Annotated in this window: 24 protein-coding genes; 14 read left to right on the top strand and 10 right to left on the bottom strand. The window is 67.0% G+C overall.

Annotated features, from left to right (window positions below):
• The first annotated feature begins 97 nt into the window (after positions 1 to 97).
• A complete protein-coding gene (locus tag K7711_RS01795) occupies positions 98 to 937 on the top strand; it encodes a GntR family transcriptional regulator (protein WP_222964249.1) in 840 nt (279 codons plus the stop codon).
• Positions 934 to 1,524: a GNAT family N-acetyltransferase gene (locus K7711_RS01790; RefSeq protein ID WP_222964247.1), complete on the top strand. Its 591-nt coding sequence runs from the start codon at positions 934 to 936 to the stop codon at positions 1,522 to 1,524. Before K7711_RS01795 ends, K7711_RS01790 begins: the two co-directional genes overlap by 4 nt.
• A gap of 55 nt (positions 1,525 to 1,579) precedes the next feature.
• Here the strand turns inward: K7711_RS01790 and K7711_RS01785 are convergent, their stop codons facing one another.
• Both K7711_RS01785 and K7711_RS01780 read right to left on the bottom strand, forming a co-directional pair.
• Positions 1,580 to 2,386, bottom strand: a complete 807-nt coding sequence (locus K7711_RS01785) for a nucleotidyltransferase domain-containing protein (protein WP_222964245.1) — start codon at positions 2,384 to 2,386, stop codon at positions 1,580 to 1,582.
• A gap of 325 nt (positions 2,387 to 2,711) precedes the next feature.
• On the bottom strand, positions 2,712 to 4,196 hold the full coding sequence (locus K7711_RS01780) for an HNH endonuclease signature motif containing protein (RefSeq protein ID WP_235746514.1): 1,485 nt from the start codon (positions 4,194 to 4,196) through the stop codon (positions 2,712 to 2,714).
• A 393-nt stretch (positions 4,197 to 4,589) separates the two neighbouring features.
• On the opposite strand from K7711_RS01780, the gene K7711_RS01775 reads away from it, so the two are divergent.
• On the top strand, positions 4,590 to 6,041 hold the full coding sequence (locus K7711_RS01775) for an amidase (RefSeq protein ID WP_222964243.1): 1,452 nt from the start codon (positions 4,590 to 4,592) through the stop codon (positions 6,039 to 6,041).
• Positions 6,042 to 6,108: 67 nt separating this feature from the next.
• On the opposite strand, the gene K7711_RS01770 is transcribed toward K7711_RS01775, so the two are convergent.
• The 6 genes from K7711_RS01770 to K7711_RS48835 form a co-directional block, all read right to left on the bottom strand.
• The gene (locus K7711_RS01770; protein ID WP_222964241.1) at positions 6,109 to 7,101 is read right to left on the bottom strand and encodes a threo-3-hydroxy-L-aspartate ammonia-lyase; all 993 of its coding nucleotides are present in this window, start codon (positions 7,099 to 7,101) and stop codon (positions 6,109 to 6,111) included.
• A gap of 298 nt (positions 7,102 to 7,399) precedes the next feature.
• A complete protein-coding gene (locus K7711_RS01765; RefSeq protein WP_222964240.1) occupies positions 7,400 to 7,792 on the bottom strand; it encodes a TetR-like C-terminal domain-containing protein in 393 nt (130 codons plus the stop codon).
• Positions 7,793 to 8,039: 247 nt separating this feature from the next.
• Positions 8,040 to 8,408, bottom strand: a complete 369-nt coding sequence (locus K7711_RS01760) for a hypothetical protein (RefSeq protein WP_235746513.1) — start codon at positions 8,406 to 8,408, stop codon at positions 8,040 to 8,042.
• Positions 8,409 to 8,544: 136 nt separating this feature from the next.
• Positions 8,545 to 9,540 (bottom strand): helix-turn-helix domain-containing protein, encoded by a 996-nt coding sequence (locus K7711_RS01755; RefSeq protein ID WP_222964238.1) that lies wholly within the window; start codon positions 9,538 to 9,540, stop codon positions 8,545 to 8,547.
• An 18-nt stretch (positions 9,541 to 9,558) separates the two neighbouring features.
• Positions 9,559 to 10,560 (bottom strand): alpha/beta hydrolase, encoded by a 1,002-nt coding sequence (locus K7711_RS01750; protein ID WP_235746512.1) that lies wholly within the window; start codon positions 10,558 to 10,560, stop codon positions 9,559 to 9,561.
• A 182-nt stretch (positions 10,561 to 10,742) separates the two neighbouring features.
• Positions 10,743 to 13,139, bottom strand: coding sequence for a MinD/ParA family ATP-binding protein (locus tag K7711_RS48835; RefSeq protein WP_308014400.1), 2,397 nt, complete (start codon positions 13,137 to 13,139; stop codon positions 10,743 to 10,745).
• Positions 13,140 to 13,400: 261 nt separating this feature from the next.
• On the opposite strand from K7711_RS48835, the gene K7711_RS01740 reads away from it, so the two are divergent.
• The 9 genes from K7711_RS01740 (at position 13,401) to truA (ending at position 19,652) form a co-directional block, all read left to right on the top strand.
• A complete protein-coding gene (locus K7711_RS01740) occupies positions 13,401 to 14,651 on the top strand; it encodes an MFS transporter (RefSeq protein WP_222964236.1) in 1,251 nt (416 codons plus the stop codon).
• A gap of 275 nt (positions 14,652 to 14,926) precedes the next feature.
• Entirely contained in the window at positions 14,927 to 15,148 is a 222-nt protein-coding gene (infA, locus tag K7711_RS01735; RefSeq protein WP_040804562.1) for a translation initiation factor IF-1, read from the top strand.
• 94 nt (positions 15,149 to 15,242) lie between these two features.
• Positions 15,243 to 15,356, top strand: coding sequence for a 50S ribosomal protein L36 (rpmJ, locus tag K7711_RS01730; RefSeq protein WP_040818798.1), 114 nt, complete (start codon positions 15,243 to 15,245; stop codon positions 15,354 to 15,356).
• Between the two features lie 222 nt (positions 15,357 to 15,578).
• Complete coding sequence (gene rpsM / locus K7711_RS01725) at positions 15,579 to 15,953, top strand: 30S ribosomal protein S13 (RefSeq protein ID WP_040818606.1); 375 nt, start codon at positions 15,579 to 15,581, stop codon at positions 15,951 to 15,953.
• A 12-nt stretch (positions 15,954 to 15,965) separates the two neighbouring features.
• Positions 15,966 to 16,379, top strand: a complete 414-nt coding sequence (gene rpsK / locus K7711_RS01720) for a 30S ribosomal protein S11 (protein ID WP_040818607.1) — start codon at positions 15,966 to 15,968, stop codon at positions 16,377 to 16,379.
• A gap of 22 nt (positions 16,380 to 16,401) precedes the next feature.
• Positions 16,402 to 17,007, top strand: a complete 606-nt coding sequence (rpsD, locus tag K7711_RS01715; protein WP_040818609.1) for a 30S ribosomal protein S4 — start codon at positions 16,402 to 16,404, stop codon at positions 17,005 to 17,007.
• A gap of 107 nt (positions 17,008 to 17,114) precedes the next feature.
• Positions 17,115 to 18,173 carry a DNA-directed RNA polymerase subunit alpha gene (locus K7711_RS01710; RefSeq protein WP_040818611.1) on the top strand — a complete coding sequence of 353 codons (1,059 nt, stop codon included), beginning with the start codon at positions 17,115 to 17,117 and terminating at the stop codon, positions 18,171 to 18,173.
• 47 nt (positions 18,174 to 18,220) lie between these two features.
• Entirely contained in the window at positions 18,221 to 18,724 is a 504-nt protein-coding gene (gene rplQ, locus K7711_RS01705) for a 50S ribosomal protein L17 (RefSeq protein WP_222964234.1), read from the top strand.
• 85 nt (positions 18,725 to 18,809) lie between these two features.
• Positions 18,810 to 19,652, top strand: a complete 843-nt coding sequence (truA, locus tag K7711_RS01700) for a tRNA pseudouridine(38-40) synthase TruA (protein WP_235746703.1) — start codon at positions 18,810 to 18,812, stop codon at positions 19,650 to 19,652.
• Between the two features lie 8 nt (positions 19,653 to 19,660).
• Here truA and K7711_RS01695 read toward each other — a convergent pair whose 3' ends face one another.
• Positions 19,661 to 20,323: a respiratory nitrate reductase subunit gamma gene (locus K7711_RS01695; protein ID WP_222964230.1), complete on the bottom strand. Its 663-nt coding sequence runs from the start codon at positions 20,321 to 20,323 to the stop codon at positions 19,661 to 19,663.
• Positions 20,324 to 20,536: 213 nt separating this feature from the next.
• Here K7711_RS01695 and K7711_RS01690 point away from each other — a divergent pair, with 213 nt between their 5' ends.
• Together K7711_RS01690 and K7711_RS01685 are read left to right on the top strand one after the other, a co-directional pair.
• A complete protein-coding gene (locus tag K7711_RS01690; RefSeq protein WP_222964228.1) occupies positions 20,537 to 21,394 on the top strand; it encodes a hypothetical protein in 858 nt (285 codons plus the stop codon).
• Between the two features lie 53 nt (positions 21,395 to 21,447).
• Positions 21,448 to 22,272, top strand: coding sequence for an LLM class F420-dependent oxidoreductase (locus tag K7711_RS01685; protein ID WP_222964226.1), 825 nt, complete (start codon positions 21,448 to 21,450; stop codon positions 22,270 to 22,272).
• A 129-nt stretch (positions 22,273 to 22,401) separates the two neighbouring features.
• Here the strand turns inward: K7711_RS01685 and K7711_RS01680 are convergent, their stop codons facing one another.
• Positions 22,402 to 22,737, bottom strand: coding sequence for a metal-sensitive transcriptional regulator (locus K7711_RS01680; RefSeq protein WP_372460088.1), 336 nt, complete (start codon positions 22,735 to 22,737; stop codon positions 22,402 to 22,404).
• Between the last annotated feature and the right edge of the window lie 67 nt (positions 22,738 to 22,804).

Genomic DNA, 22,804 nt, shown 5'->3' with positions numbered 1-22,804 from the left:
TACAATAAACCTCTGAAGCTGGGTGTCAAGGGTCCCGCGCCCTGCGGACCGCGGGGGTAAACTTCCTTACCTTGAAGTAACAATCCGTAGGAGCGAGATGGCGGACGGTCCGAGGTATCAGCGGATCGCGGATCTCCTCCGTGAGGAGATCCGCAGCGGCAGGTGGAAGCCGGGTGATCGGCTCCCCAGCCACAACGAGCTGGCCGATCAGATGCAGGTGTCGATCACCACCGCTCGCAATGCGATTCAAGTGCTGGTCGCCGAAAATCTGCTGTATACAGCCACTTCGCGCGGAACCATCGTGCGAAGTCAGGAAGTGCTGGAATCGGTTGTCACCAGCCCGATCCGGCCCGATCGCCCCAAATCCTCACAGGACATATTCTCCGAGATCGCGCGGGCGGCCGGGCGCGAACCGGCGAAACATTTCACCGCCCGAATGGAACCGGCCGGTCCGGATGTGGCACTGTGGCTGGGTGTACCGGAGGATTCCTGGGTCGTCGCGCGCACGGTCGTGCAGTACCTGGACAACGAGCCGTGGTCCTGGGAGGTCAGCTTCTATCCACGGGACTTGGCGGAGGCCACCGGTGTGGACTCGCCGCACGACATCCCCGAGGGCACCACGCGTCGTCTGGCCGAGCGCGGCCATCCCGAATCCGCGCATCGCGATACCGTCGTCGCCCGCCCCGCGACCGCCGAGGAGGCTGCTGTGCTGGGGGTAGCGACAGGCACGCTGCTGCTGGATCATCTGCGCATCGGCGCGAACGACGCCCGGATCACCCGTGTGACCAGGCATCGTTCCATCGCCGCGCGTAATCGTCTGGCCTACGAACTCGGCGACGACGCCGGCACCGAACTCATCCGCAAGACCCTGGGCGAGCAGCATCCCCCGGGCAATTCCCATTCCTTCGGTAACTCGTTGGTACCCGGATCACCATGACAGTCCGCATACGCCAGGCCACGCTGGCCGACCTCGGCACCATCTGCCGACTACGGCTCCAACGAACGGACTGGCTTGCGGAACGAGGGTCCGATCAGTGGACGCGGCAGGGGCGGGGCCTGCCCATCGAGATATTTGCCCACGTGGTCGGCCGCGCGGTGTACGCCGGGGAGACCTGGATCGCCGAGCAGAGTGGCGAACCGGCAGGCACCATCACCGTGAACGACCGTGCGGACGAAGGACTCTGGACGTCACACGAGACCGCCGAATCGGTCATCGTCCACTACATGATCGTCGACCTGCGGTTCGCCGGAAACCGTGTGGGTTCGCACATGCTCGCCCACGCCGCCGCCCTGGCCCGGGCCCGTCGCCGCACCTGGGTCCGCCTGGACGCCTGGACCGCCAACACCGACCTGCACGACTACTACCGCCGCGCCGGATTCCGCCTGGCCCGAGTAGCGGGCCCGGAAGCTCCGGGCCCGTCGGCAGCACTGTTCGAACGCCGCGCCGACTCCTGGCTCCCCGCAGTCATTCCCAGCCTCCCCCGCGAGGCCGAGAGCATCATCCGCTCGGCTTCCCCGCGCTGAACGCGTTCGTCCGAGACGAAGTCGGAATACGCGTCGAAGCATCTCCTGGTTTCGGTCAGGGGCGAGGTGTCTTGGGGCCGTGGACTGCGATGTATTCGGTGGCGAGCCAGGGGCCGAGGTCGTCGATGAGCAGGTCGAGGGCGGCTGGGGCGGTGGTGGGGGAGCGGGCGATGGTGGCTGCTGTGTGCATGTGGTCGGCTCGGCCGGGGTAGTAGTGGCCGAATATCTCTGCCGAGCGGATCAGGTCGCTGGTCCAGCCGCCCCATCGGGGCATCACCAGGGTCAGTCCTGTGCGGACGATGCGGCGGGATACTGTGCGGGACAGCTGGATTCGGGACAGATCGGTCGAGGCGTTCGCGCGTTGTGAGCGCCACTGAGGCAGCTGTAGTGCTAAGTCTCCGTTGGTTTCTCGGGCCAGCAGCGCGCTCGGGCGGTAGCGCGGCAGGTCGGCGGCCAGGTCGTCGCCGAGCAGCGGCGTGCACAGGCATGCGACGAACCAGCCCAGGTCGTAGCGCTCGAGCTCGCTCGTCAACTTCGCGATACTCGCGATTTCGATACCGACGCCACGGATTTCGCGGAAAGCTGTGTCCAGCTCGGCCGCGATGGCGTCCGCGTTGGAGCGGTCCAAGGCGGTCGGCTCATGGCGCAAGGCGAGCAGGACATCGAGATCGGACGTCCCGGCGATCGCGGTACCGCGCGGAACGCTGCCGTACAGGTAGGCGCTGTGCAGTCGATCCGGTCCGAAGATGCGGGACAGCGTCGCGCGCAATCTGTCGACGACAGTAGCGAACTCGGGCTGAATCCGACTCAACGAACCCTCCCGGCGTATGTAGCCTGCCTCGTCCACACCCTCGATCGCCACGCTCGCACTATGCGACCTGGCGGCACGCTGTGGCCAGCGGATTTTCGCGCAGATCCCGGAACATGCTCGGACACAGGCTTTTACTGAAGATCGGATGTATCCATCTTGTTCGCCTGGCTGCGCAATCAGATCGTGAGGGATTCGGCACGAGGGGCTGTGGCGGCTCCGTCTTAGTTACTCGGCCGATGATTGGCAGCGGCTTCGATGTAGGCATCGACCGAGGACGCGAGGTATTCGCTTTGGCGACTCCTCGACCTGATGAACGCCCACGCGGATACGCTTCGGGCCTGTGTGAGTACCTCGGCGGGGTGGTTCTCCGCCGAGGTCAGGCTGCCATATCGCTGGGTTTTCGTTCGCGCAACCAGCGTCGGTGTGCGGCGTGTTCTCGTTCCCGACGAGCATGGATGGCCGCTACTACTTCCGCGAGCAGTTCCCCCGCTCGGTGACGGTGGTTCACTCGCGGGGCACCGGTCGGATCGATATGTTCCGGCGCGATCCACCCCGTCCGGCCGGGGAACTGTGAATCTTCGTTCAGGACAACAGTTCCCCAACCAGTCTCGGTGTCGTTGATCAGCGAATGACAGTGATCACACGCCAACACCAGATTCTCGATATCAGTCGGACCACCCTTGCTGAAATCACGCACATGATGCACCACGCACAACGACGCGGGCGCATCACACCCCGGCCGCGAACAACCAGCCAACGCAGCGATCAACGAAAACCGTTGCGCGGATGAAGCCAACCGACGCATCCGACCCAAATGCAGTGGTAAACCATTGTGGTCGAACACCGCCAGATACGGGCGGGACCGCTCAGCCAACCGCAACGCCTCAGTGACCGCGACCGTGCCACCGGTCGCTGTGGTTGCCACCCCGGACAGGCGCTCCACATCCTGCACACGCATCGTGAGCACCGTGGTGACCGGAATCCCTCGATGCGAGCCGAGCTTGTCGGTATCCACCAGCTCACCGAGTAACAGGGTGAACGCGTCATGGGTGCGTTGGGCGGCGGTCCGGGAATCACGCTGCGCCGCAGCAGCAATCAGGTCCGGATTCATGCGGTCCACATCGACTCTGGGACTGGCCGGGTCATCCGGATTCCCTACCCCCGGGCGCGCAAATTTCGCGATCACCGGGTCCAGTAACGCCCGCAGGATCGGATCGATCTCGCCACTGATCGGGGACATCCCATCCGCACGCTGGCGCCCGATCCGGATACCACGCATCCGCGCACGATCAGACTCGTCGGTGACCTTCCCGTCCGGATCCAGATACGCCAGAATACTGTCACCGACCTTGCTCATATCATCAGGCGAACCAGTTTCAGCGAACTCGGTCAGAATCTGTTCCGCCGCAGCACGATCGACCTCATCAGCGGCACGCGGGATCCTGGCCATCACCGCCGCGATACCCCGGGCGTGCTCCAGCGAGATATCCCCGTACCGCAAAGCCGCTGCCGTGCAAGGTAATTCGGGCTCACGCTCCTCACCGCACAAATCACGGAACGTGCCCACCTTCGTCGCCGCGCGTACTCGTGCACCGGCTTCGGCGTTCGACAGGCGCAGGGTTTCCATCAGGAACCGTTTGATCGTCTTGGCACCCGAATCCGCCGGAATCGACCGGGAATCCACCTCGATCAACACCCGATGCTGCACCGCAACCAACATCCGCGCCGCACGCTCCACCCCGCGAAGCAACTCCACCACCCCGCGATCCGGCAACGGGGTCAGCGACCCATCGACCAGCTCACCTACCGCAGCCAGCAGCGCATCGGCTGTCGGCCCTCCAATCTCCCCCATCGAATCCATGTTCGAATTCTACCGAGAAAACCACCCCGAAACACCCCGCGAATCCATGTGAATTCAGAATCTTCACCCTGGACATTTGACCCAATCATTGTTGCACACACCACTTTTCGCTCAACCTCTGTGCGGATTCGACCATCTTCCACGCTCCAGGCGACCGGATCGGAAAAGTGGGTTCCGAAACTCGCGCAGGATCGCTGTTGTTGCGGGCCAAGATATTGTCGGCGGCTCTGCTGCCCGGATCGTCCCGGTGGCGTTGAGGGGCGGCTCGGCGCCCTACGACGCGTATTGCGGCTGACATTTCGATGTGCCCTGGCCAGGGTGAGTCTCCGCGTCATTTCCGTTGCGGGAAGCGGGATTTTATGGCTTTCACGGAGGGCCGTTAGCGTCGAAATCATGGAATGGAATTTTCGGTCGGCCGGTGAGCTGACGGCTGCGTTGCGTGCTGGTGAAGTGTCCTCGGTGGAATTGACCGACGCGGCGATCGCCGGGATCGAGCGGGATGACAGCCTGATCAACGCGATCTGTGTGCCGGACTTCGATCGTGCGCGGGCCGCGGCGCGTCGTGCCGACCAGGCGCGCGCCCGCGGAGAGGATCGGCCGCTGCTGGGTATTCCGGTGACGGTCAAGGAGTCCTACAACATGGCCGGGCTGCCCACGACCTGGGGCATGCCGCAGTACCGGGACTTCGTACCGGCCGAGGATGCGGTACAGGTGTCGCGGTTGAAGGCCGCAGGCGCGGTGGTGCTCGGTAAGACCAATGTGCCGTTGGGGCTGCAAGATCTGCAGAGCTTCAACGAGATCTACGGCACCACCAACAACCCGTGGAATCGCGGCCGCACGTCGGGCGGATCCTCCGGCGGATCGGCTGCGGCCCTGGCGTCCGGCTTCGGTGCGCTGTCCATCGGTTCCGACCTCGCCGGTTCGCTGCGCACCCCCGCGCATTTCTGTGGCGTCTACGCGCACAAGCCGACACTCGGGCTGGCGGCGACCCGAGGCATGGTCGCCCCGCCCGCGCCCGCATTGCCGATCGATCTCGACCTCGCTGTCGTCGGGCCGATGGCACGCACCGCACGCGACCTCACTGTCCTGCTCGACGTGATGGCCGGACCGGACCCGCTGACGCTCGGCGTGGCGCACGAGGTGACGCTGCCGCCCGCGCGCCACGACAGACTCGGCGACTTCCGGGTCCTGGTCCTGGACCAGCATCCGTTCATCGCGACCGGGGCCGCGGTGCGAGCGGGCGTGAACCGGGTGGCCGACGCGCTCGTCGCCAATGGCGCCCGCGTCGAACGGCACAGCCCACTGCTGCCCGATCTGGCCGAAGCCGCGACTCTCTACACGCAGCTGCTGTTCTCCGGTTCCACGGCACGATTTCCCGTCGACACGTACGAGCAGCTGCGAACCCGCGCAGCCGGTCTGAGCGCAGACGACCACAGCCTCGACGCCGCGCGACTGCGCGCAATGGTGTTCAGTCACCGCGATTGGATCGAGGTGAACAACCGTCGCGAGATCCACCGCCACGGCTGGCGACAGCTGTTCGGCGAGTTCGATGCCGTGGTGTGTCCGATCACGCCGACCCCGGCGCACCCGCACGACCACAACCCTGATCGGCTGGAGCGTCGACTCGACATCGACGGGGTCGAGTACCCGTACTTCGACCAGCTCGTCTGGGCCGGTCTGGCCACCATGCCCGGCCTTCCTGCCACGGCCATACCCGCGGGCCGGTCACCCGACGGGCTCCCTGTCGGAGTACAGCTCATCGGCCCGATGTTCCAGGACCGCACCACATTACGGCTTGCCGAACTGCTCGAACAGCAGATCGGCGGCTTCCAACCACCGGAGTAGGGCGTGCGCCGGGTGCCCGTCGGGGATGAAATGCGGCGCCGGTCGCCGCCGCCAACGTCCTGGCCTCTTACAGCTGCTGAGCTGGTTTCCGTGAGTCGCGCTCTCCCACGAGGGCCGCGAAGCGTGACGCGCTGATGTTGCCGCCGGAGATGACGAGGCCGATACGCGCACCCGGGAGCTGGACCCGGCCGGACAGGAGTGCGGCGACGGCGGCGGCTCCGGTCGGTTCGGCGACGATCTTCATCGTGTCGAAGAGGAACGACATCGCCGTCACCAGTTGATCGTCCGTGACGAGGGTGATTTCGTCGACCAGCTGCTGGTTGATCGGGAAGGTGAGTTCGCCGGGAATGTCGGCCGCCTGAGCGTCGGCGATGGTGCGTGGAACCGGTATCCGAACCCGGTGACCGGCTGCGAGTGAACGTTTCGTGTCGTCGCCGTCGACGGGTTCGACGCCGATGATGCGAGCGTCGGGGCACAGCGCGCTCACGGCGGTCGCGCACCCTGCCATCAGCCCGCCGCCGCCGATCGGGGCGAGGAAGGCGTCGAGCGGCCCGGCCTGCTCGACCAGTTCGAGCGCCGCGGTGCCCTGGCCCGCCATGACCGCGGGGTGGTCGAACGGTGGGATGACGGTCAGCCCGCGTTCGGCCGCCAAGGCCGCACCGATCGCGGTCCGGTCCTCGGTGTAGCGGTCGTAGGTGACGACCTCGGCTCCATATCCCTTGGTAGCAGCCAACTTCGAGGCAGGGGCGTCCGCGGGCATCACGATCAGGGCCGAGGTGCCCAGCAGTCCCGCAGCCAGAGCGATCGCCTGGGCGTGGTTCCCCGAAGACCAGGTCGCCACCCCGCGTTCGCGCTGTTCGGATGTCAGCTCGGCGAGCGCGTTGTAGGCCCCCCGGAACTTGAACGCACCGATCCGCTGGAAGTTCTCGCACTTCAAGAACACCTCGGCGCCGACGCGCTCGTTCAAGATGCGGGATGTGAGCACCGGCGTCCGGTGCACGACATCGGCCAGCCGGTCCGCCGCCCTGCGGATGTTCTCGATAGTGATAAGGCTTGCCACCCAGAGGATTCTGCCATCGCGGCTCTTCGTCTGTCGTTGTGCGCGACCGTCCCACCGGCCGCTGCAGCGCGGCGCGGAACAGGGTCGTGGAACTTCTCGTCAGGCACGGGAATCTCAACCGATATCGATACCGCCTGTGCCAGTGATGATCTCGTGCGTGATCGAAGAAGTCCGACGATCCGCACGATCGGAGGAAGAGACGCCGCAGAGCCACGGCCGCGCCGCACAGGAGCCCAGCCATCGGAGACCCCGGCTCGAGCCCCGGACGATGAGCCCGGTCACCGTCTCATGGTCGTCGCTACACGGACTTCGGGCGGGAGGTGGCGAGCAGCCGGTCGACCAGGGAATCGATGTAGCCGGGGGTGAGTGGACCCATACCGAACAGGATGCGGATGTAGAGCGGAGCGAGGAGGTGGTCGAGGATGTCCAGGGCCGCAGGCGGATTCTCGCCTCGCGTCGCGGCACGGTCGAGCATCTGCTGAATCTGGCGTCGGCGCTCGTCGATGAAGCGGTCGCGAGCGTCCGCGCCGATCGCACCGCTCTGGGACAGGGCCATGGCCAGGCGTGGCACCGCGAGCCCGTCGGGACCGCTGATGTCGCGGGCCACGCCCGCCGCGTAGCCGCGCAGATCGCTGTCGAGGCCGCCGGTGTCGGGGATGGGTGAGTTGGTCGTCACCACGATGCGGTCCATGGACTTCGACACCTTCCGCCGCCCCGGCATGTTCGGGCCCGCGCAACCGGTTCCCCTTGATGCGCCCGCTCATGAGCAACTACTGGGATTCCTGGGCCGCTCGGGATTTTCGCCATCGGAGACGACGAGCAGAACAGCCTGATCGGGACGCTCGTACCCGACCGGGTCTGTTCGTGCGGGCGATAGTCGTTGGGCGCCAGCTATTCTCGCGAGCGCGTACCGGCGCAGAGGTGGGCTCCGGGTTCGATCAGTAGCGGTATATCGCTACATAGGCGTTGGTGGCGGTTCCGACGCTGGTGGGCCCCAAACAGGTGGCCGTGCCCTGACCGGACGGAGCGAAGGAACCGCCCCACGAACCCCGGTACGGGCCGATGGCCATCAGCGGAAAGGCGTTCGGTACGCCGTGCAGTCCGACGCACTCGACGACCAGGGTGTACTCCCTGCCGGCAGGTGTTCCGGTGTCGTGGCATGCTGCGGTCGCGCCGAACAGGTCCCGCGTGACGACACAGTCCTGCGGTGCCGCCTGAGCTGTGCCGGAGCCGATCACCGCGGCGAAACCCAGCACCGAGACGGCCCCGATCGCGACTCGCGTGGCGGCGATTGTCGTTCTTCTCATTCAAGTCCTCCCGACGAGTTATCCGATTATCGGCTCCGGATACCTGGCCGTTACGGCCGCTCGGACCTCCCACCTGCTCGAACGTGTCCTGCGCGAGGCACGCGATGGTCGTGTGAACCGGTGGATGGATCGCTGCTCACCGAGCGGCGAGGATGCGACGCATCACCAAGGCGAGCTGGGTGCGCTGTTTTCCGCGCTGGCTCAACACATTCCAGCCCAGGACCCGATCGGCTCGGGCGGCGCGCTCCTGCACCGTGGAGTGGTGCAGATGCAGGACGCTCGCGGCGTCTCGCACGCTGTTGGTGGTGCTGATCGCGTGCAGGGTCTCCAACATCCACGCGGTGGTGGTGGCCGCGTCCTCCAGCGCCACGACATCCGCTGGTGGCGTCTCGTCCGGACGGATACTCGCGGCGAGGACGAGCAGGGTGCCGGTTTCCTCGGCGAGGACTACACGATCACCCGGATCCTGTTGTGTGCCTTCGGCTGTCAGCCTGCGCGCCGAGCGGGCCTGCCGCCACGACGTCGCGGCTGCTCGCGCGGGCACGATCGGACCGATACCCGCACGTCCGGCGCCGATCGCGGTGCGGGCATCGTCGATCGACGACGCGAGCAACGGAGTGTCGTCGGCCGTGGCGACGACGCACAGCGGGGTCGTGGCGGTCAGCCCGAGTCCGCGCAGGGCGGCGTCGCGGGCCGCATCGTCCGGGTCGTCCGCCAGTAGCGTCTGGATCCATCCGGCCCGGCGCTGCTCGGGGGTGTCCGCGGTGCGGCCGAGCATGGTCGCCGCGGCCAGCAGCGCCCGTTCGAGGACGAGTGCGTCGAGCCCACCCTCGACGGGTTCGGCACGCTCCAGCCACATTTCGAGCGAACCATCGCCCGCGGCGACCCGCGGCCACGTCTCCGCGGCCTCCGGTTCCGGCGCCGTGAACGTCCCATCCGGAAGAACCCGCCAACTGTTGCCGTGCGTTCGATCGACGAAGCCCACCGGGCACCCGGAAAGTATTGCGGCGCCGCGCAGTACCGAACGAGAACCGGCGCCGTGCTCGACGAGCCGATCGAAATAGGCGACCACGTGCAGCGCGTTCGCCGCTTCCGGAGCGAGTGCCGAGAGGCGGATGGTGAGCTCTCGCATCGTCTTTCCTCTGTTCGGTCAGGAGTTCATGATCCTGCGCAGCCACCGAATCCGGGCGTCCTTGGTGTCCTGGGAGACCGTCGCCTGCGGAGCCAGGCCATCGTATCCGTGGAAACCTCCGGCGAAAACGTGCAGTTCCGCCTGGCCTCCCGCGCGCCAGATATTGCCCGCGTAGGCGACCGCCTCGTCCCGGAACGTCTCCGCCGAGCCTACATCGATCAATGTCGGTGGCAGACCGGACAAGTCGGTTGCGCGCGCGGGAGCAGCGTAGGGCGAGACGTCGGGGCCGCCGCGAGATTCGCCCAGCAGCGCGGACCAGCCGATCTCGTTCGTGTGGCGGTGCCAGACGCCGCGCCCTTCGCCCTGGATCGCCGAGGGAGTGTCGTTGCGGTCGTCGAGCATCGGGCACATCAGGACCTGCGCCGCGATCGCCGGACCCTGCCGGTCCCGGGCCAGTAGCGCGGTCGCCGCGGCCAGGCCGCCGCCCGCGCTTTCTCCCGCGATGACGATTCGCGCCGGGTCGATGCCGAGTTCCGCGGCGTGATCGGCAACCCAGGTCAGCCCGGTATAGCAGTCCTCTACCGGCCCGGGGTGCGGCGTATCCGGAGCGAGCCGGTAATCGACCGAGATCAGGGTCGCGTCGAATTCGACCACCCAGTCCAGCATTTCGTCACTGATCATGCGGTTGCTGCCGAGGATCATGCCGCCGCCGTGCGTGTGATAGATCGCCGCGGTCGGCGCCTGGGCTCGCACCGGGCGGCAGATGATCAGCGAGATCTGCGCTCCGGGCGCCCCGGGGATGAAAACCTCCTCGACGTGCAGGGTGCCCTCGCGGCTGAGGTCCTCGTTCGAGCGATACACCAGGAGATCGCCGGCCCTGGCCCGGATCTGCGGGATGGATTCCACGCTGGTGAAGGTCGGCATGTGCGGCAGGATCACCTCCAGCGCCGCGGCGAGTTCCGGGTCGAACGGTACGGGCGGTCCGATCGGTGCTGAGGTCGCGACGTCGCTGTCGGTCATGGCTCCTCCTGCTGATAGCTGCTCGGCCCAGTCTGGCGGGTGGTCGTCACGAGCGGAACAGCCAAGCGACGGGAAAAACCCGCCATTCGGCGGGTGCTGCGGCGCCCGAACCGATTCGCGCCCGCCTCGATGCCGAGGCGGGCGCGAATTGAATTCCGTTGGTGTGGTTCGTTTTCGAACGGTCAGTAACTGAATCTGTGGTGTTCGGTGGCGAAGTCGTCGGCGACGGTCGCGGCGAGTTCGACCAGGGCCCGCTTGGTGGTCTTGTGCAGGCGGGCCAGTTCGATTTCGGCGCCCTCGGACAGGTGGGCGTCGTAGGGGATGATGTGGACGGCGCGGCAGCGGGACAGGAAGTATTCGCGCAGTTGCTGGATGCCGACGTTGGGGGAGCCGGGACGGGGGAGGTTGATCACCACGACGGCGTTGCGGACCAGGTGGTCGTGGCCGTGCAGGGACAACCAGTCCAGGGTGGCCGCGGCGCTGCGGGCGCCGTCGATCGCCGAGGACGAGATCAGCACCAGCGAGTGCGCCAACTCCAGCACACCGGCCATCGCCGAATGCATCAGACCGGTTCCGCAGTCGGTGAGGATGATGTTGTAGAACCGCTGCAGGATGCGTGCGACCTGGCGGTACTCGTCATCGCTGAAGGATTCCGAGGCGGCCGGATCCCGTTCGCTGGCAAGCACTTCCAGTCGGCTGGTGCCTTGGGAGGTGTGCCGGCGGACGTCGGAGTAGGAGTTGATCGACGGGTCCAGCAGCAGATCGCGCACCGTGGAGCGGGTCTGCAACTGCACGCGCTGGGACAACGTGCCGAAGTCCGGGTTGGCGTCCACCGCGATGACGCGGTCGCCGCGAATGGAGGAGAAGATCGAGCCGATGCCCATCGTCGTGGTCGTCTTGCCGACGCCACCCTTGAGGGAGAGCACCGCGATCCGGTAGTCACCGCGGACCGGCTGGCGGATGCGGGCCACCAACTCCTGCAGCCGCCGCTCCTCGGCCGACATGCCGGGATTGATCGCGCCGCCGGAGATGTGGTGCACGGTGCGCCGCCATCCGGTGCCGGGGGCCTTCTTGGCCCTGCGCACCGGGACGTCGTCCAGCGAAGGCTGCTGTCCCGGGGGGTACTGCTGCTGCTGGTACTGCGGCGGTTGCTGCTGGTACTGCCCTTGCTGGTACTGCTGTGGATAACCCTGACCGCCCTGCTGCGGAGCCGGGGCGTTCCACTGGTTGCCCTGCATCGGCGGTTGCGCCGGAGCGCCGAAACGCGGATCGGACTGGGCCGGACCCGGAGCCTGCGGCGAGTACTGCTCGTTCTGCGGCGCGACCGGCGGCTGCTGCGCCGCGAAGTTCGGCGCATCGGGCGGCGGAACCTGCCGGTAGTCGCCGGAAGGCGGGCGATCGCCGGAAAATCCCTGTGCGGCGGGCGGATACGGAGCCTGGGGATGCTGCTCGTCCGGGCGTCCCGCGACCACGGTCCGATCGGAATCCGGACCCGGGTGGGTCGGCGCGGGCGCATCGTATGCCTGATGCCGCCCGCTGTTGGGGTCGATGCCCCGCTCCGGGGTGGCCGGAGGCTGGGCGAGCGCCTCGGGTGCGGGCGTATTCGGTTGCGGGGCAGGGGAATCGGGCAGCCGCTGCGGTGTCTCGGCATCCGGACCCAGGGCGCCGGAATCCTCTTGCGGCGCGGGCGAATCCAGCCCGGTCACCCAGTCGGGCGCACCGGAATCATCGGCAGCCGGATGTCCCTCGTGCTGCCCCGGAGGTTCGGGCAGCGGCGGCCGCTGCGGCGTCTGCTGCGGGGGAGGCGGCAGATCCGGCCGGCCGCCGACCCGCACGGTCATCTCACCGGCGTCACCGGACTCCGGCGTCGCGGGAGTCGAATACGCCTGCGGTGCATCGGGAATCGGCGGGCGGTTCGGGGGCGGCCCGTCCGGCTGCGCCGGAGGTACCTGCGGCATCGGACCGGACTGCCGCGGCGGAAGCTGTTGCGGCGGCATCGGGCCGGGAGGCTGCGGCTGATTCTGTTGCGGCTGAACGAATTCGCCCTGCGGCATCGGTCCGGGACCGCGCTGATCGGGACCGGGGAAATCCTGGCCCGTCTGCTGCGGGCCGGTATTCGGCCGGGGACCGGGTCCGAAACCGTTGTCGGGCTGCGGGAATCCGCCCACGGAATGGGGATTCTCGGGCGCCGGCGGCTGGAATTCCCCGTTGGGGCGCTGGGCGTTCGGCGCGAACTGACGCGGATCGGCCGGTGCCGCTGTCTCGTTCGGACGCACACCCTGGGACTGGGCGCTCTGCTGTGGCTCGCCCCACGCCTGCGACTCGGACTGTGGCTCACCCCACGGCCGCTGCTCGGGCGCATCCTCGGATTTGGATTTACCCTTTTTCTTGTTGCGGCCCTTGAGTCCGGGGTCGGGACGCTCGCTTTCGGCCTTGCGGCCGAACCGAGGACGCTTGGACGGCTTCTCCGAGATCAGATCCCGCTGCGGCAGGTTCTGTACGGGGGCTTCGTAGCCGGACTCCGCGCCTTCGCTCTCGGACAGCCACGGTGGCAGCATCGGGAGTTCGTTGTTACTCACAGCGCCACCTCGTCGGTGCTCGCCATGGCTGCGTGCGCTGCGTCGCCGACGACGTAGTCGCTGCGCTCGCTCACTGGTGTCCCCCTGGGATCTGCTCGGCCGATTACCTGGACAGTCCGCAGTTTACGCGAGCGCACCCGATGACGAGTGATCCGCTGCTCCATCGAGCAGGGCAGGTGCGGGACCTGTGTGCGGTGTAGTCTCGGCCGGGCTCGGCGGGCGCTGTCGCCGGGGGATGTACGAGTTCAGGAGCAGGGCGCGATGGCACAATCGGTCGATCACGAGGGCGCCGGTCGCCTCGACGAACTGCCGGTCCGGCCCATCCATCGCAGGCTCGTCGCACTGGTCGGCATGGGGCTGTTCTTCGATCTGTACGAGCTGTTCCTGGCCGGGACGATCACCGGCGTCTTCAAAGAGCAGTTGCATCTGTCGACCTATCAGCTCAGCGGCATCCTGGCCTCGGCGTTCGTCGGCCAGTTCTTCGGCGCGCTGGTGCTGGGCCGGTTGTCGGACCTGTTCGGACGCCGCCGGATGTTCATGATCAACATCGGCCTCTACGCGGGATTCACCCTGCTGGGCGCCTTCAGCCCGAACGTGTGGTTCCTGATGGTGACCCGAATGCTGGCCGGTCTGGGCATCGGCGCGGAGATGACCCTCGCGGACACCTATCTGTCCGAGGTGATGCCGCCGCAGGTACGCGGGCGGATGATCTCCATCGCCTACACGATCGGTTTCTGCGCGGTCCCCACGGTGGGATTCCTGGCGCGCTGGCTGGTTCCGCTGAAGCCGCTGGGCCTGGACGGCTGGCGGTGGCTGTTCGTGATCGGCGGACTGGGCGCTGCGCTGGTGTTCTTCGCGCGCCGGTTCATGCCGGAATCGCCGCGCTGGGAACAACATCGGGATCGCACGGCCGAACGCACGCGCTTCACCGAGATTCTCGCCGCGCCGCTGCGCTCCCGCACCCTGCTGTTCTCCGCGGCGATGATCCTGCAGGTCTTCGGCTACTACGGCTTCGGCACGCTGGCCGTTCTGGTGTTGCAGCACAAGGGTTTCACGGTGGTCAACTCGCTGGGGTACCTGGCGATCACCTATCTGGGCTACCCGATCGGCTCACTGCTGGCGGTCCCGCTGATCGAGCGGATGGAACGCAAATATCTGGTGCTGGTCTCCACCGCCGCGATGGCGATCTTCGGCCTGATCTTCGGATTCGCGGTGAGCATCCCGCTGATCCTGATCTCGGGCGGGCTGTTCACCCTGGCGAGCAACGTGTTCTCCGACGCGATCCACACCTATCTGCCCGAATCGTTCCCCACCGCCGTCCGCGGCACCGCCTCGGGCACCACCTACTCGCTGTCCAAACTCAGCACCGCGATCCAGCCGTTCCTGCTGTTGCCACTGCTGGACAGTCGCGGCCCGGGGACGGTCTTCACGATCATCACCGCGGCCCTGCTGATCATGTTCGCCCTGATCAGCGTCTGGGGACCGCGCACCGGCCGCGGGCCGCTGGCCTGAGAGCGGCGGTCCCCGCGCCGCGCAATCGCCTCGGGCGCGCTTCGCGCAGGGCAGAATGGACCGGTTTGGAGGGGGGAAGTGGGCACAGGTAAGCTTGGTCGGCGGTGCACCTATCCGCCGGTCGTTTCATGTTCGCATGTTGCTGTCCGGTGAGTATGGCACCAGGTCGGCGAAAGTGCACGAGAGTCGGCCGCAAAACAGACGGTGACGGCGGAGAAATCCGCCGACGAGCTGCGACCAGCCAGGGTTTCAGCGCAAACGGGATCGCGGAGGATATGGCGAAGAAGGAAGGGGCCATCGAGGTCGAGGGCCGGGTCATCGAGCCGTTGCCCAACGCGATGTTCCGGATCGAGCTGGAAAATGGCCACAAGGTTCTCGCCCACATCAGCGGCAAGATGCGGCAGCACTACATCCGTATCCTCCCCGAGGATCGTGTGGTTGTGGAGCTTTCGCCGTACGACCTGACCCGCGGTCGCATCGTCTACCGCTACAAGTGATCGCTTCGGCGATCGCCCCATAGATTTCCCCGGCCGCACCGGTCGGGGAAAACCTGTGTTCACAGCCGGTGAACACCGAGAAGATTGGAATGACGTGAAGGTCAACCCGAGCGTCAAGAAGATCTGCGAGAAGTGCAAGGTGATCCGCCGTAACGGCCGGGTCATGGTGATCTGCGACAACCTGCGTCACAAGCAGCGTCAGGGCTAGTCCCGGCGGGGGCGACCCCCGGTTCGCACCACCAGCCAAGCACCGAACGCGGTTCGGATTGGCACATATGAAGAACTCCCAGCGCCACACGGCATCGGCGAGCCCGCGAAGTCTCCAGGGACGAGGCGGGCGGATGCCGGAACCACCCCCGGAACGGAGGCCGGGGCCCCAGACGAGGGGACGGCCAGGGAGCAGACCTCCGCAACATGAAGGAAATGCCATATGGCACGTCTGATGGGCGTCGACCTCCCGCGCGACAAGCGCATGGAGATCGCACTGACCTACATTTTCGGTATCGGTCGTACCCGCTCCAAGGAGATCCTCGCAGGCACGGGCATCAGCCCCGACCTGCGTTCGAAGGACCTCACCGACGATGACGTCACCCGGTTGCGCGATTACATCGAGGCGTCGGACCAGATCAAGGTCGAGGGTGACCTGCGCCGCGAGGTGCAGGCCGACATCCGCCGCAAGATCGAGATCGGCTGCTACCAGGGCATCCGCCACCGTCGCCACCTTCCGGTGCGCGGTCAGCGGACCAAGACCAATGCGCGTACGCGCAAGGGTCCGAAGAAGACCGTCGCCGGCAAGAAGAAGTAGGGGATATAACCGATGCCTCCGAAGAGCCGGACCTCCGGCCCCAAGAAGACCCAGAAGTCGCGGCGCAGGGACAAGAAGAACGTCCCGCACGGCCACGCGCACATCAAGTCCACGTTCAACAACACCATCGTGTCGATCACCGACCCCGAGGGCAACGTCATCTCCTGGGCGTCCTCCGGCCACGTCGGTTTCAAGGGTTCGCGCAAGTCGACCCCGTTCGCCGCGCAGCTCGCCGCCGAGAACGCTGCCCGCAAGGCGCAGGAGAACGGCGTCAAGAAGGTCGACGTGTTCGTCAAGGGCCCGGGTTCGGGCCGTGAGACCGCGATCCGCTCGCTGCAGGCCGCGGGCCTCGAGGTGGGCACGATCTCCGACGTCACCCCGCAGCCGCACAACGGCTGCCGTCCGCCCAAGCGGCGTCGCGTCTAGCGGGAAAGGAATTTAGCGAAAAATGGCTCGTTATACAGGCCCCATCACCCGCAAGTCGCGTCGTCTGCGTGTCGACCTCGTCGGAGGCGACCAGGCGTTCGAGCGTCGTCCTTACCCGCCCGGCCAGCACGGCCGCGCGCGGATCAAGGAGTCCGAGTACCTGATGCAGCTGCAGGAGAAGCAGAAGGCTCGCTTCTCCTACGGCGTCATGGAGAAGCAGTTCCGCCGGTACTACGAAGAGGCGAATCGCCAGAAGGGCAAGACGGGTGACAACCTGCTGCGCCTGCTGGAGTCGCGTCTGGACAACGTCGTGTACCGCGCCGGTCTGGCTCGCACCCGTCGTCAGGCCCGTCAGCTCGTCTCGCACGGCCACTTCCTGGTGAACGGCAAGAAGGTCGACGTTCCCAGCTTCCAGGTGAGCCAGTACGACATCATCGATGTCAAGGAGAAGTCGCTGCCGACGCTGCCGTTCCAGGTGGCGCGCGAGACCATCGGTGACCGTCCGAACGCCGGCTGGCTGCAGGTCGTGCCGAACCGGCTGCGGATCCTGGTGCACCAGCTGCCCGAGCGCGCGCAGATCGATGTGCCGCTGAACGAACAGCTCATCGTCGAGTACTACTCGAAGTAAGGCGTTACACACGCCGCTGGTGGGAGGCCGTGTTCCGCGGAACGCGGTCTCCCGCAACCCCAGTCGTGGGCGTCAAATAGCGGGCGCCCCTGAAGGAGGAGATCCTCATGCTGATTTCACAGCGACCGACGCTGACCGAAGAGGTCATCGCCGAGAACCGCTCGAAGTTCACCATCGAACCGCTCGAGCCGGGCTTCGGTTACACCCTCGGCAACTCGCTGCGCCGCACCCTGCTCTCGAGCATCCCGGGCGCCGCGGTCACCAGCATCCGCATCGACGGCGTGCTGCACGAGTTCACCACCGTCCCGGGCGTGAAGGAGGATGTCACCGACATCATCCTGAACCTCAAGGGGCTGGTCGTGTCGTCCGAAGAGGACGAGCCGGTCACCATGTACGTGCGCAAGTCGGGCCCCGGCGCGGTCATCGCCGGTGACATCGTTCCCCCGGCGGGCGTGACCGTGCACAACCCGGATATGCACATCGCGACCCTGAACGACAAGGGCAAGCTGGAGATCGAGCTCGTGGTCGAGCGCGGTCGCGGTTACGTCCCGGCCGTGCAGAACAAGGCCTCGGGTGCGGAGATCGGCCGGATTCCGGTCGACTCGATCTACTCTCCGGTGCTGAAGGTGACCTACAAGGTCGAGGCGACCCGTGTCGAGCAGCGTACCGACTTCGACCGGCTCATCCTGGACGTCGAGACCAAGAACTCGATCTCCCCGCGGGATGCGCTGGCCTCCGCCGGTAAGACCCTGGTCGAGCTGTTCGGTCTGGCGCGTGAGCTCAATGTCGAGGCCGAGGGCATCGAGATCGGGCCCAGCCCGGCCGAGGCGGATCACATCGCCTCGTTCGCGCTGCCGATCGAGGACCTGGACCTGACCGTGCGTTCGTACAACTGCCTCAAGCGCGAGGGTGTGCACACCGTGGGTGAGCTGGTCGCGCGCACCGAGTCGGATCTGTTGGACATCCGCAACTTCGGGCAGAAGTCCATCGACGAGGTCAAGGTCAAGCTGCACTCGCTGGGTCTGTCGCTCAAGGACAGCCCGGCCTCCTTCGATCCTTCCAGCGTCGTCGGCTACGACGCCGCCACGGGTACCTGGAGCGACAGCGGCACGTTCAGCGACACCGACAACGGCGAGCAGGACTACGCCGAAACCGAACAGCTCTAGGCCGTACGGGGCAGCGTCCCCGGGGCCTTCCCAAAGGAGAACAACCAATGCCCAAGCCCAAGAAGGGTGCTCGCTTCGGCGGGTCGGCGTCGCACCAGAAGGCGATCTTCGCCAATCTGGCGCAGGCGCTCTTCGAGCACGGTCGGATCACGACCACCGAGGCCAAGGCCAAGGCGCTGCGCCCGTACGCCGAGAAGCTCGTCACCAAGGCCAAGGCCGGCTCGCTGGCCGACCGCCGCGAGGTGCTCAAGGTCATCCGCAACAAGGATGTCGTGCACGAGCTCTTCGCGACCATCGGACCGTCGTTCGAGGGCCGCGAGGGTGGTTACACCCGGATCATCAAGACCATCCCTCGCAAGGGTGACAACGCGCCGATGGCGATCATCGAGCTGGTCCGGGAGAAGACCGTGACCAACGAGGCCGATCGTGCCCGTCGGGTCGCCGCGTCGCAGCAGGCCAAGTCCGAGGAGGCCCCCAAGGCCGACGAGGCTGCCGAGACCGAGCCTGCGGCCGAGGCCGCTGCCGAAGAGGCTGCCACCGAGGAAGCCTGACCGCTGCGTCGGATCCATGCGCGAGCCCGCCGTCCCCTCCGGGTCGGCGGGCTTCGTTCATGTTAACCAGGAGATCGCTGTGACCATGTCCGATTCGTCCGAGCGAACCGTCTCGATTCGGGTACGGCTGGATATCTCCTATGACGGCACCGATTTCACCGGGTGGGCACGTCAGCCGGGTCTGCGCACGGTGCAGGGCGTGTTGGAGGAATCGCTGAGCAAGGTGCTGCGGGAGCCGGTCCAGCTGACCGTCGCGGGGCGCACCGACGCCGGAGTGCACGCCGAAGGGCAGGTCGCGCATTTCGATACCGCCGCCGAAATCGATGCTGGCAAGTTGCTGCATCGGCTCGCCCGATTTCTGCCGAAGGATGTGCGGGTCACCGGGATTCGGCCCGCGCCCGCCGAGTTCGACGCCCGCTTCTCGGCGATCCGCCGCCACTACGTCTACCGGCTGACCACCGCGCCGTACGGTGCGTCGCCGTTGCAGGCCCGTAGCGTGGTCCCGTGCCGCCCGGTGGACCTGGACGCGATGCGCGAGGCATCGCGAAACCTGTTGGGGCTGCACGATTTCGCCGCATTCTGCCGCCGCCGCGAAGGTGCGACCACCGTCCGCGAACTCCAGCGCTTCGACTGGGACCGGACCGGCGATCTGTTGACCGCCCATGTCACCGCCGACGCGTTCTGCTGGTCGATGGTCCGGAGCCTGGTCGGCGGTGCGCTGGCGGTGGGCGAGGGCCGCCGCACTCCCGACTGGCTGGCCTCCCTGCTCGACGAACGCAGCCGCTCCAGCTCCGTCACGGTGGCTCCGGCCCACGGGCTGAGCCTCATCGCCGTCGACTACCCCGCCGACGAGGATCTGGCCACCCGCAACGCCCAGACCCGAGAGATGCGCACCGTGCCGACTGCCGGGGGTTGCTGCGGAGCGTGACCCGCAGGTCAATTGGCTTGGCGGACAGCTGATGTCAGTGCGGTGGTGAGTCGGCGGATGCCGTGCCCGATCGGGCGCGCGAACAGTCCGGCGAGTCTGGTGTAGGGCCACACGGCGATGGCCAGGATGACCGTGAGCCCTCTGACCCGGTAGAGCAACGGGGCGTGGGCCATGACGCCGGGCTGGGGGTCGAGGCCGAACAGGGAGGGGAACCAGACGAACAGGGTGTGTTCGGAAATGTCCTGGGAGCCGGTTGATTTCGGGTCGAAGATCACCAGGACGCCCGACAGGATCGCCGCGGCCAGGATCGGCAGCGTGATGCGGTCGACGATGGTGACCGGGCGGGTGGAGCCGTTCACCATGGCGGGCAACAGCAGCAGTACCGCACCGGTCAAGGCGATCGGTGCGGCGATCGCCTCGCTGACGAGGGCGACCTGCGAGACGCTGACGGAGAAGCCGAAATGTGTACGGCTGAGCAGTATTCGGCCGATCCGGGGGAGCAGCACCACCAGGATGCCGATCCGGAACAGCCACAAGCCGGTGCGCGAGATGTCGGTGCGACCGCCGGCGACGCCGGAGCGGAATCGATCGTGCCGCCAGCGCCACCAGTGGCCCACGCCGAAGGAGGCGAAAGCGAGGTAGGGGACGACGAGCCAAACCAGGGTTGTCATGAAAATTCTCGGTGCCCTCCGGAGGCGACCATCCTGGTTCGCCAGATCGTGGCAAGCCTATGTCCTCGTGCTCGCAGCAGGGCGGAATCCGAAGTGGCGGCGGGAAATGTCCGATAGCCGCTAGCGTGAGCGGGGTGCATTCCGGCTGCCTGCGCCGACTCGCTCCCCGGGGTGTTCGTGCGCCGGCGGGCGGAGATGGCAGACTCGGCTCTCATGAGTCCGGTGAGCCGTGGCCGTAAGGGCAAGGAGAACAAGCGAGGCGAGGTGCGCCGAGGTGGCGCCGACGTCGTCGAGAACGACGATCTCGGCGTTGCCGAGATGATGGCCGAGGTCGACGCTCGGATAACGGAATTCGAGCAGGTGGACGAGCCGGTCGACGGCGAATATCTGGCGGCGGGGCTGCTCGCGGTCGGATACGGGGAGAGCGCGGACTACCTGGACGTGTTCGTGCGCCTGTTCGTCGACCGGGCGGAGGAATTGGCGACGCCGGGTGCGCTGGCCTTCCTGCGCTGCGTCACGGCCCTGATCGCCGAGCCCTCGCGCAACGTGGCGCAGGAGGCCGCCGATCGGCTCGCCGCGGCCGGTGTCGTCCCGCCCGCCTGGGTCCCCGAACTGGACGAACCGCTCACCGCGGGCGAATTCGTCCGCTGGCCCGATGTGGACGGCACGGGTGCGACGCTGTTCGGCAGTTTCGCGCGGGCGGGTCGCACGGACGGGTTCCTGATCTTCGTCGACGACGAGAACTGTGGTGCCGCATACGATCTGGCTCCGTTCGTCGGCGAGGGGCTGACCGAGTCGCGGCGCCTCACCGATGAACAGGAACCTGCCGACGAGGAACTCATGACCGCCGGTGAATTCCGCTGGCACGTGCACGCCGCACTGGACGCTCGCGCGCTGCACGATCGCGCCGCGCGCGAAGCCGGCGTGGAACTGGAGGAGCCCGAGGAGGACGACGCGATTCCGCACGAGGTCGCCGAGGTGGTCGTGCGGGCGCGGCTGCAGATCCTGCCCGTCGCGGCCGAACCGCTCCCGATCCACGTGCATCCGGAATTCGAGGCGGGGGTGGTGTAGCCGTTCCTCACCAGGGCGGAATACGTGCCGGAGTGTCGCGGTTCACAACCGATATGACGATTCGTGGACTCGGCCGGTTCGGGGTGTGGCGCTACTACGGGGCAGTGACTCCGGACGAGGCGAAGGAGTTGGAAGGTCTGGGGTACGGCTCGATCTGGCTGGGTGGATCGCCCGCCGCCGAGCTGCCGGTGGTGGAGTCGCTGCTGGAGGCGACCGAGAACCTCGTCATCGGCACCAGCATCGTGAACGTGTGGAGCGCGGCCGCGGCGGAGACCGCGGAGTCGTTCCATCGCATCGACAAGCGTTTTCCGGGGCGTTTCATCCTCGGTATCGGGATCGGGCACCCGGAGCACGACAACGACTACCGCAAGCCCTACGACGTCCTGGTGGACTACATCGACGTCCTGGACAAGGCCGGCGTGCCCAAGCAGCAGACAGCCCTGGCCGCACTCGGCCCGCGGGTGCTGAAGCTCTCCGGCGACCGCACCGCGGGCGCGCTCCCGTACCTGACCATCCCGCAGCACACCCGCGAGGCCCGCGAGATCCTGGGGCCGGACGCGCTGCTGGTCGCCGAGCAGAAGATCGTCCTGGACACCGATCCGGCCACCGCCCGCCCGACCGGCCGCGACGTGGTGAAGTTCTACCTCGGCCTGCGCAACTACGTGTCCAACCTGCGCCGTCTCGGGTTCAGCGAAGAGGATCTCACCACGCCCGGCAGTGACAAGTTGATCGACGCGCTGGCGCTGCACGGCACCGCCGAACAGATTGCCGCGGGCCTGACCGAGCACCTCACCGCCGGAGCCGACACCGTCGCCATCCAGGCGCTGGGCAACGACTACATGGGCACCCTGCGGACGCTGGCCGCCGCGCTCGGCTGAGACCGCCGCACGCTGCCCCGCATCCGCGCCCTGACGCGAACCCCGCGAGGGTGCGGATGCGGGGCGCGGTCGTCCACGAAATCGGTGGCGGTTGTCCGTGATGATCCGGAAGCCACCCGGACCGCTCGCTCAGGACCGCACGAGGCGGGCGATGGCGTCGGTGGCCTCTTTGATCTTCTCGTCGGCCTCGGGTCCGCCGCGCACGGCCGCGTCGACGACGCAGTGGCTGATGTGATCCTCGAGCAGGCCCATCGCCACCGCCTGCAGGGCCTTGGTCATGGCCGAGACCTGGGTGAGGATGTCGATGCAGTACTGCTCCTGCTCGACCATGCGCTGCAGGCCGCGGGCCTGGCCCTCGATGCGGCGCAGCCGCTTGAGGTAGTCGTCCTTGGCGGTGATGTACCCATGGCCGGCATGATCGTGACCCGACGTGGTCTCCGCCGTGGTGATGTCGTCCTCGGTCACCGGATCGCCCTCTTCTCCCAGCCCGTCGAGCCTGCCGTCTGTGATACCCCACCAGGGTACAGGCTGG

Source organism: Nocardia coffeae (assembly GCF_019890715.1).
Lineage (GTDB): Bacteria > Actinomycetota > Actinomycetes > Mycobacteriales > Mycobacteriaceae > Nocardia > Nocardia jiangxiensis.
This window is presented reverse-complemented; position numbering and strand designations above follow the sequence as displayed.

Excerpts from the sequence above, each read along its gene's own strand:
- K7711_RS01795 (WP_222964249.1), top strand. The coding sequence starts at position 98 with ATGGCGGACGGTCCGAGGTATCAGCGGATCGCGGATCTCCTCCGTGAG.
- K7711_RS01790 (WP_222964247.1), top strand. The coding sequence starts at position 934 with ATGACAGTCCGCATACGCCAGGCCACGCTGGCCGACCTCGGCACCATC.
- K7711_RS01780 (WP_235746514.1), bottom strand. The coding sequence starts at position 4,196 with ATGGATTCGATGGGGGAGATTGGAGGGCCGACAGCCGATGCGCTGCTG.
- K7711_RS01775 (WP_222964243.1), top strand. The coding sequence starts at position 4,590 with ATGGAATGGAATTTTCGGTCGGCCGGTGAGCTGACGGCTGCGTTGCGT.
- K7711_RS01765 (WP_222964240.1), bottom strand. The coding sequence starts at position 7,792 with ATGGACCGCATCGTGGTGACGACCAACTCACCCATCCCCGACACCGGC.
- K7711_RS01760 (WP_235746513.1), bottom strand. The coding sequence starts at position 8,408 with ATGAGAAGAACGACAATCGCCGCCACGCGAGTCGCGATCGGGGCCGTC.
- K7711_RS01755 (WP_222964238.1), bottom strand. The coding sequence starts at position 9,540 with ATGCGAGAGCTCACCATCCGCCTCTCGGCACTCGCTCCGGAAGCGGCG.
- K7711_RS01750 (WP_235746512.1), bottom strand. The coding sequence starts at position 10,560 with ATGACCGACAGCGACGTCGCGACCTCAGCACCGATCGGACCGCCCGTA.
- K7711_RS01740 (WP_222964236.1), top strand. The coding sequence starts at position 13,401 with ATGGCACAATCGGTCGATCACGAGGGCGCCGGTCGCCTCGACGAACTG.
- infA (WP_040804562.1), top strand. The coding sequence starts at position 14,927 with ATGGCGAAGAAGGAAGGGGCCATCGAGGTCGAGGGCCGGGTCATCGAG.
- rpsM (WP_040818606.1), top strand. The coding sequence starts at position 15,579 with ATGGCACGTCTGATGGGCGTCGACCTCCCGCGCGACAAGCGCATGGAG.
- rpsK (WP_040818607.1), top strand. The coding sequence starts at position 15,966 with ATGCCTCCGAAGAGCCGGACCTCCGGCCCCAAGAAGACCCAGAAGTCG.
- rpsD (WP_040818609.1), top strand. The coding sequence starts at position 16,402 with ATGGCTCGTTATACAGGCCCCATCACCCGCAAGTCGCGTCGTCTGCGT.
- K7711_RS01710 (WP_040818611.1), top strand. The coding sequence starts at position 17,115 with ATGCTGATTTCACAGCGACCGACGCTGACCGAAGAGGTCATCGCCGAG.
- rplQ (WP_222964234.1), top strand. The coding sequence starts at position 18,221 with ATGCCCAAGCCCAAGAAGGGTGCTCGCTTCGGCGGGTCGGCGTCGCAC.
- truA (WP_235746703.1), top strand. The coding sequence starts at position 18,810 with ATGTCCGATTCGTCCGAGCGAACCGTCTCGATTCGGGTACGGCTGGAT.
- K7711_RS01695 (WP_222964230.1), bottom strand. The coding sequence starts at position 20,323 with ATGACAACCCTGGTTTGGCTCGTCGTCCCCTACCTCGCTTTCGCCTCC.
- K7711_RS01690 (WP_222964228.1), top strand. The coding sequence starts at position 20,537 with ATGAGTCCGGTGAGCCGTGGCCGTAAGGGCAAGGAGAACAAGCGAGGC.
- K7711_RS01685 (WP_222964226.1), top strand. The coding sequence starts at position 21,448 with ATGACGATTCGTGGACTCGGCCGGTTCGGGGTGTGGCGCTACTACGGG.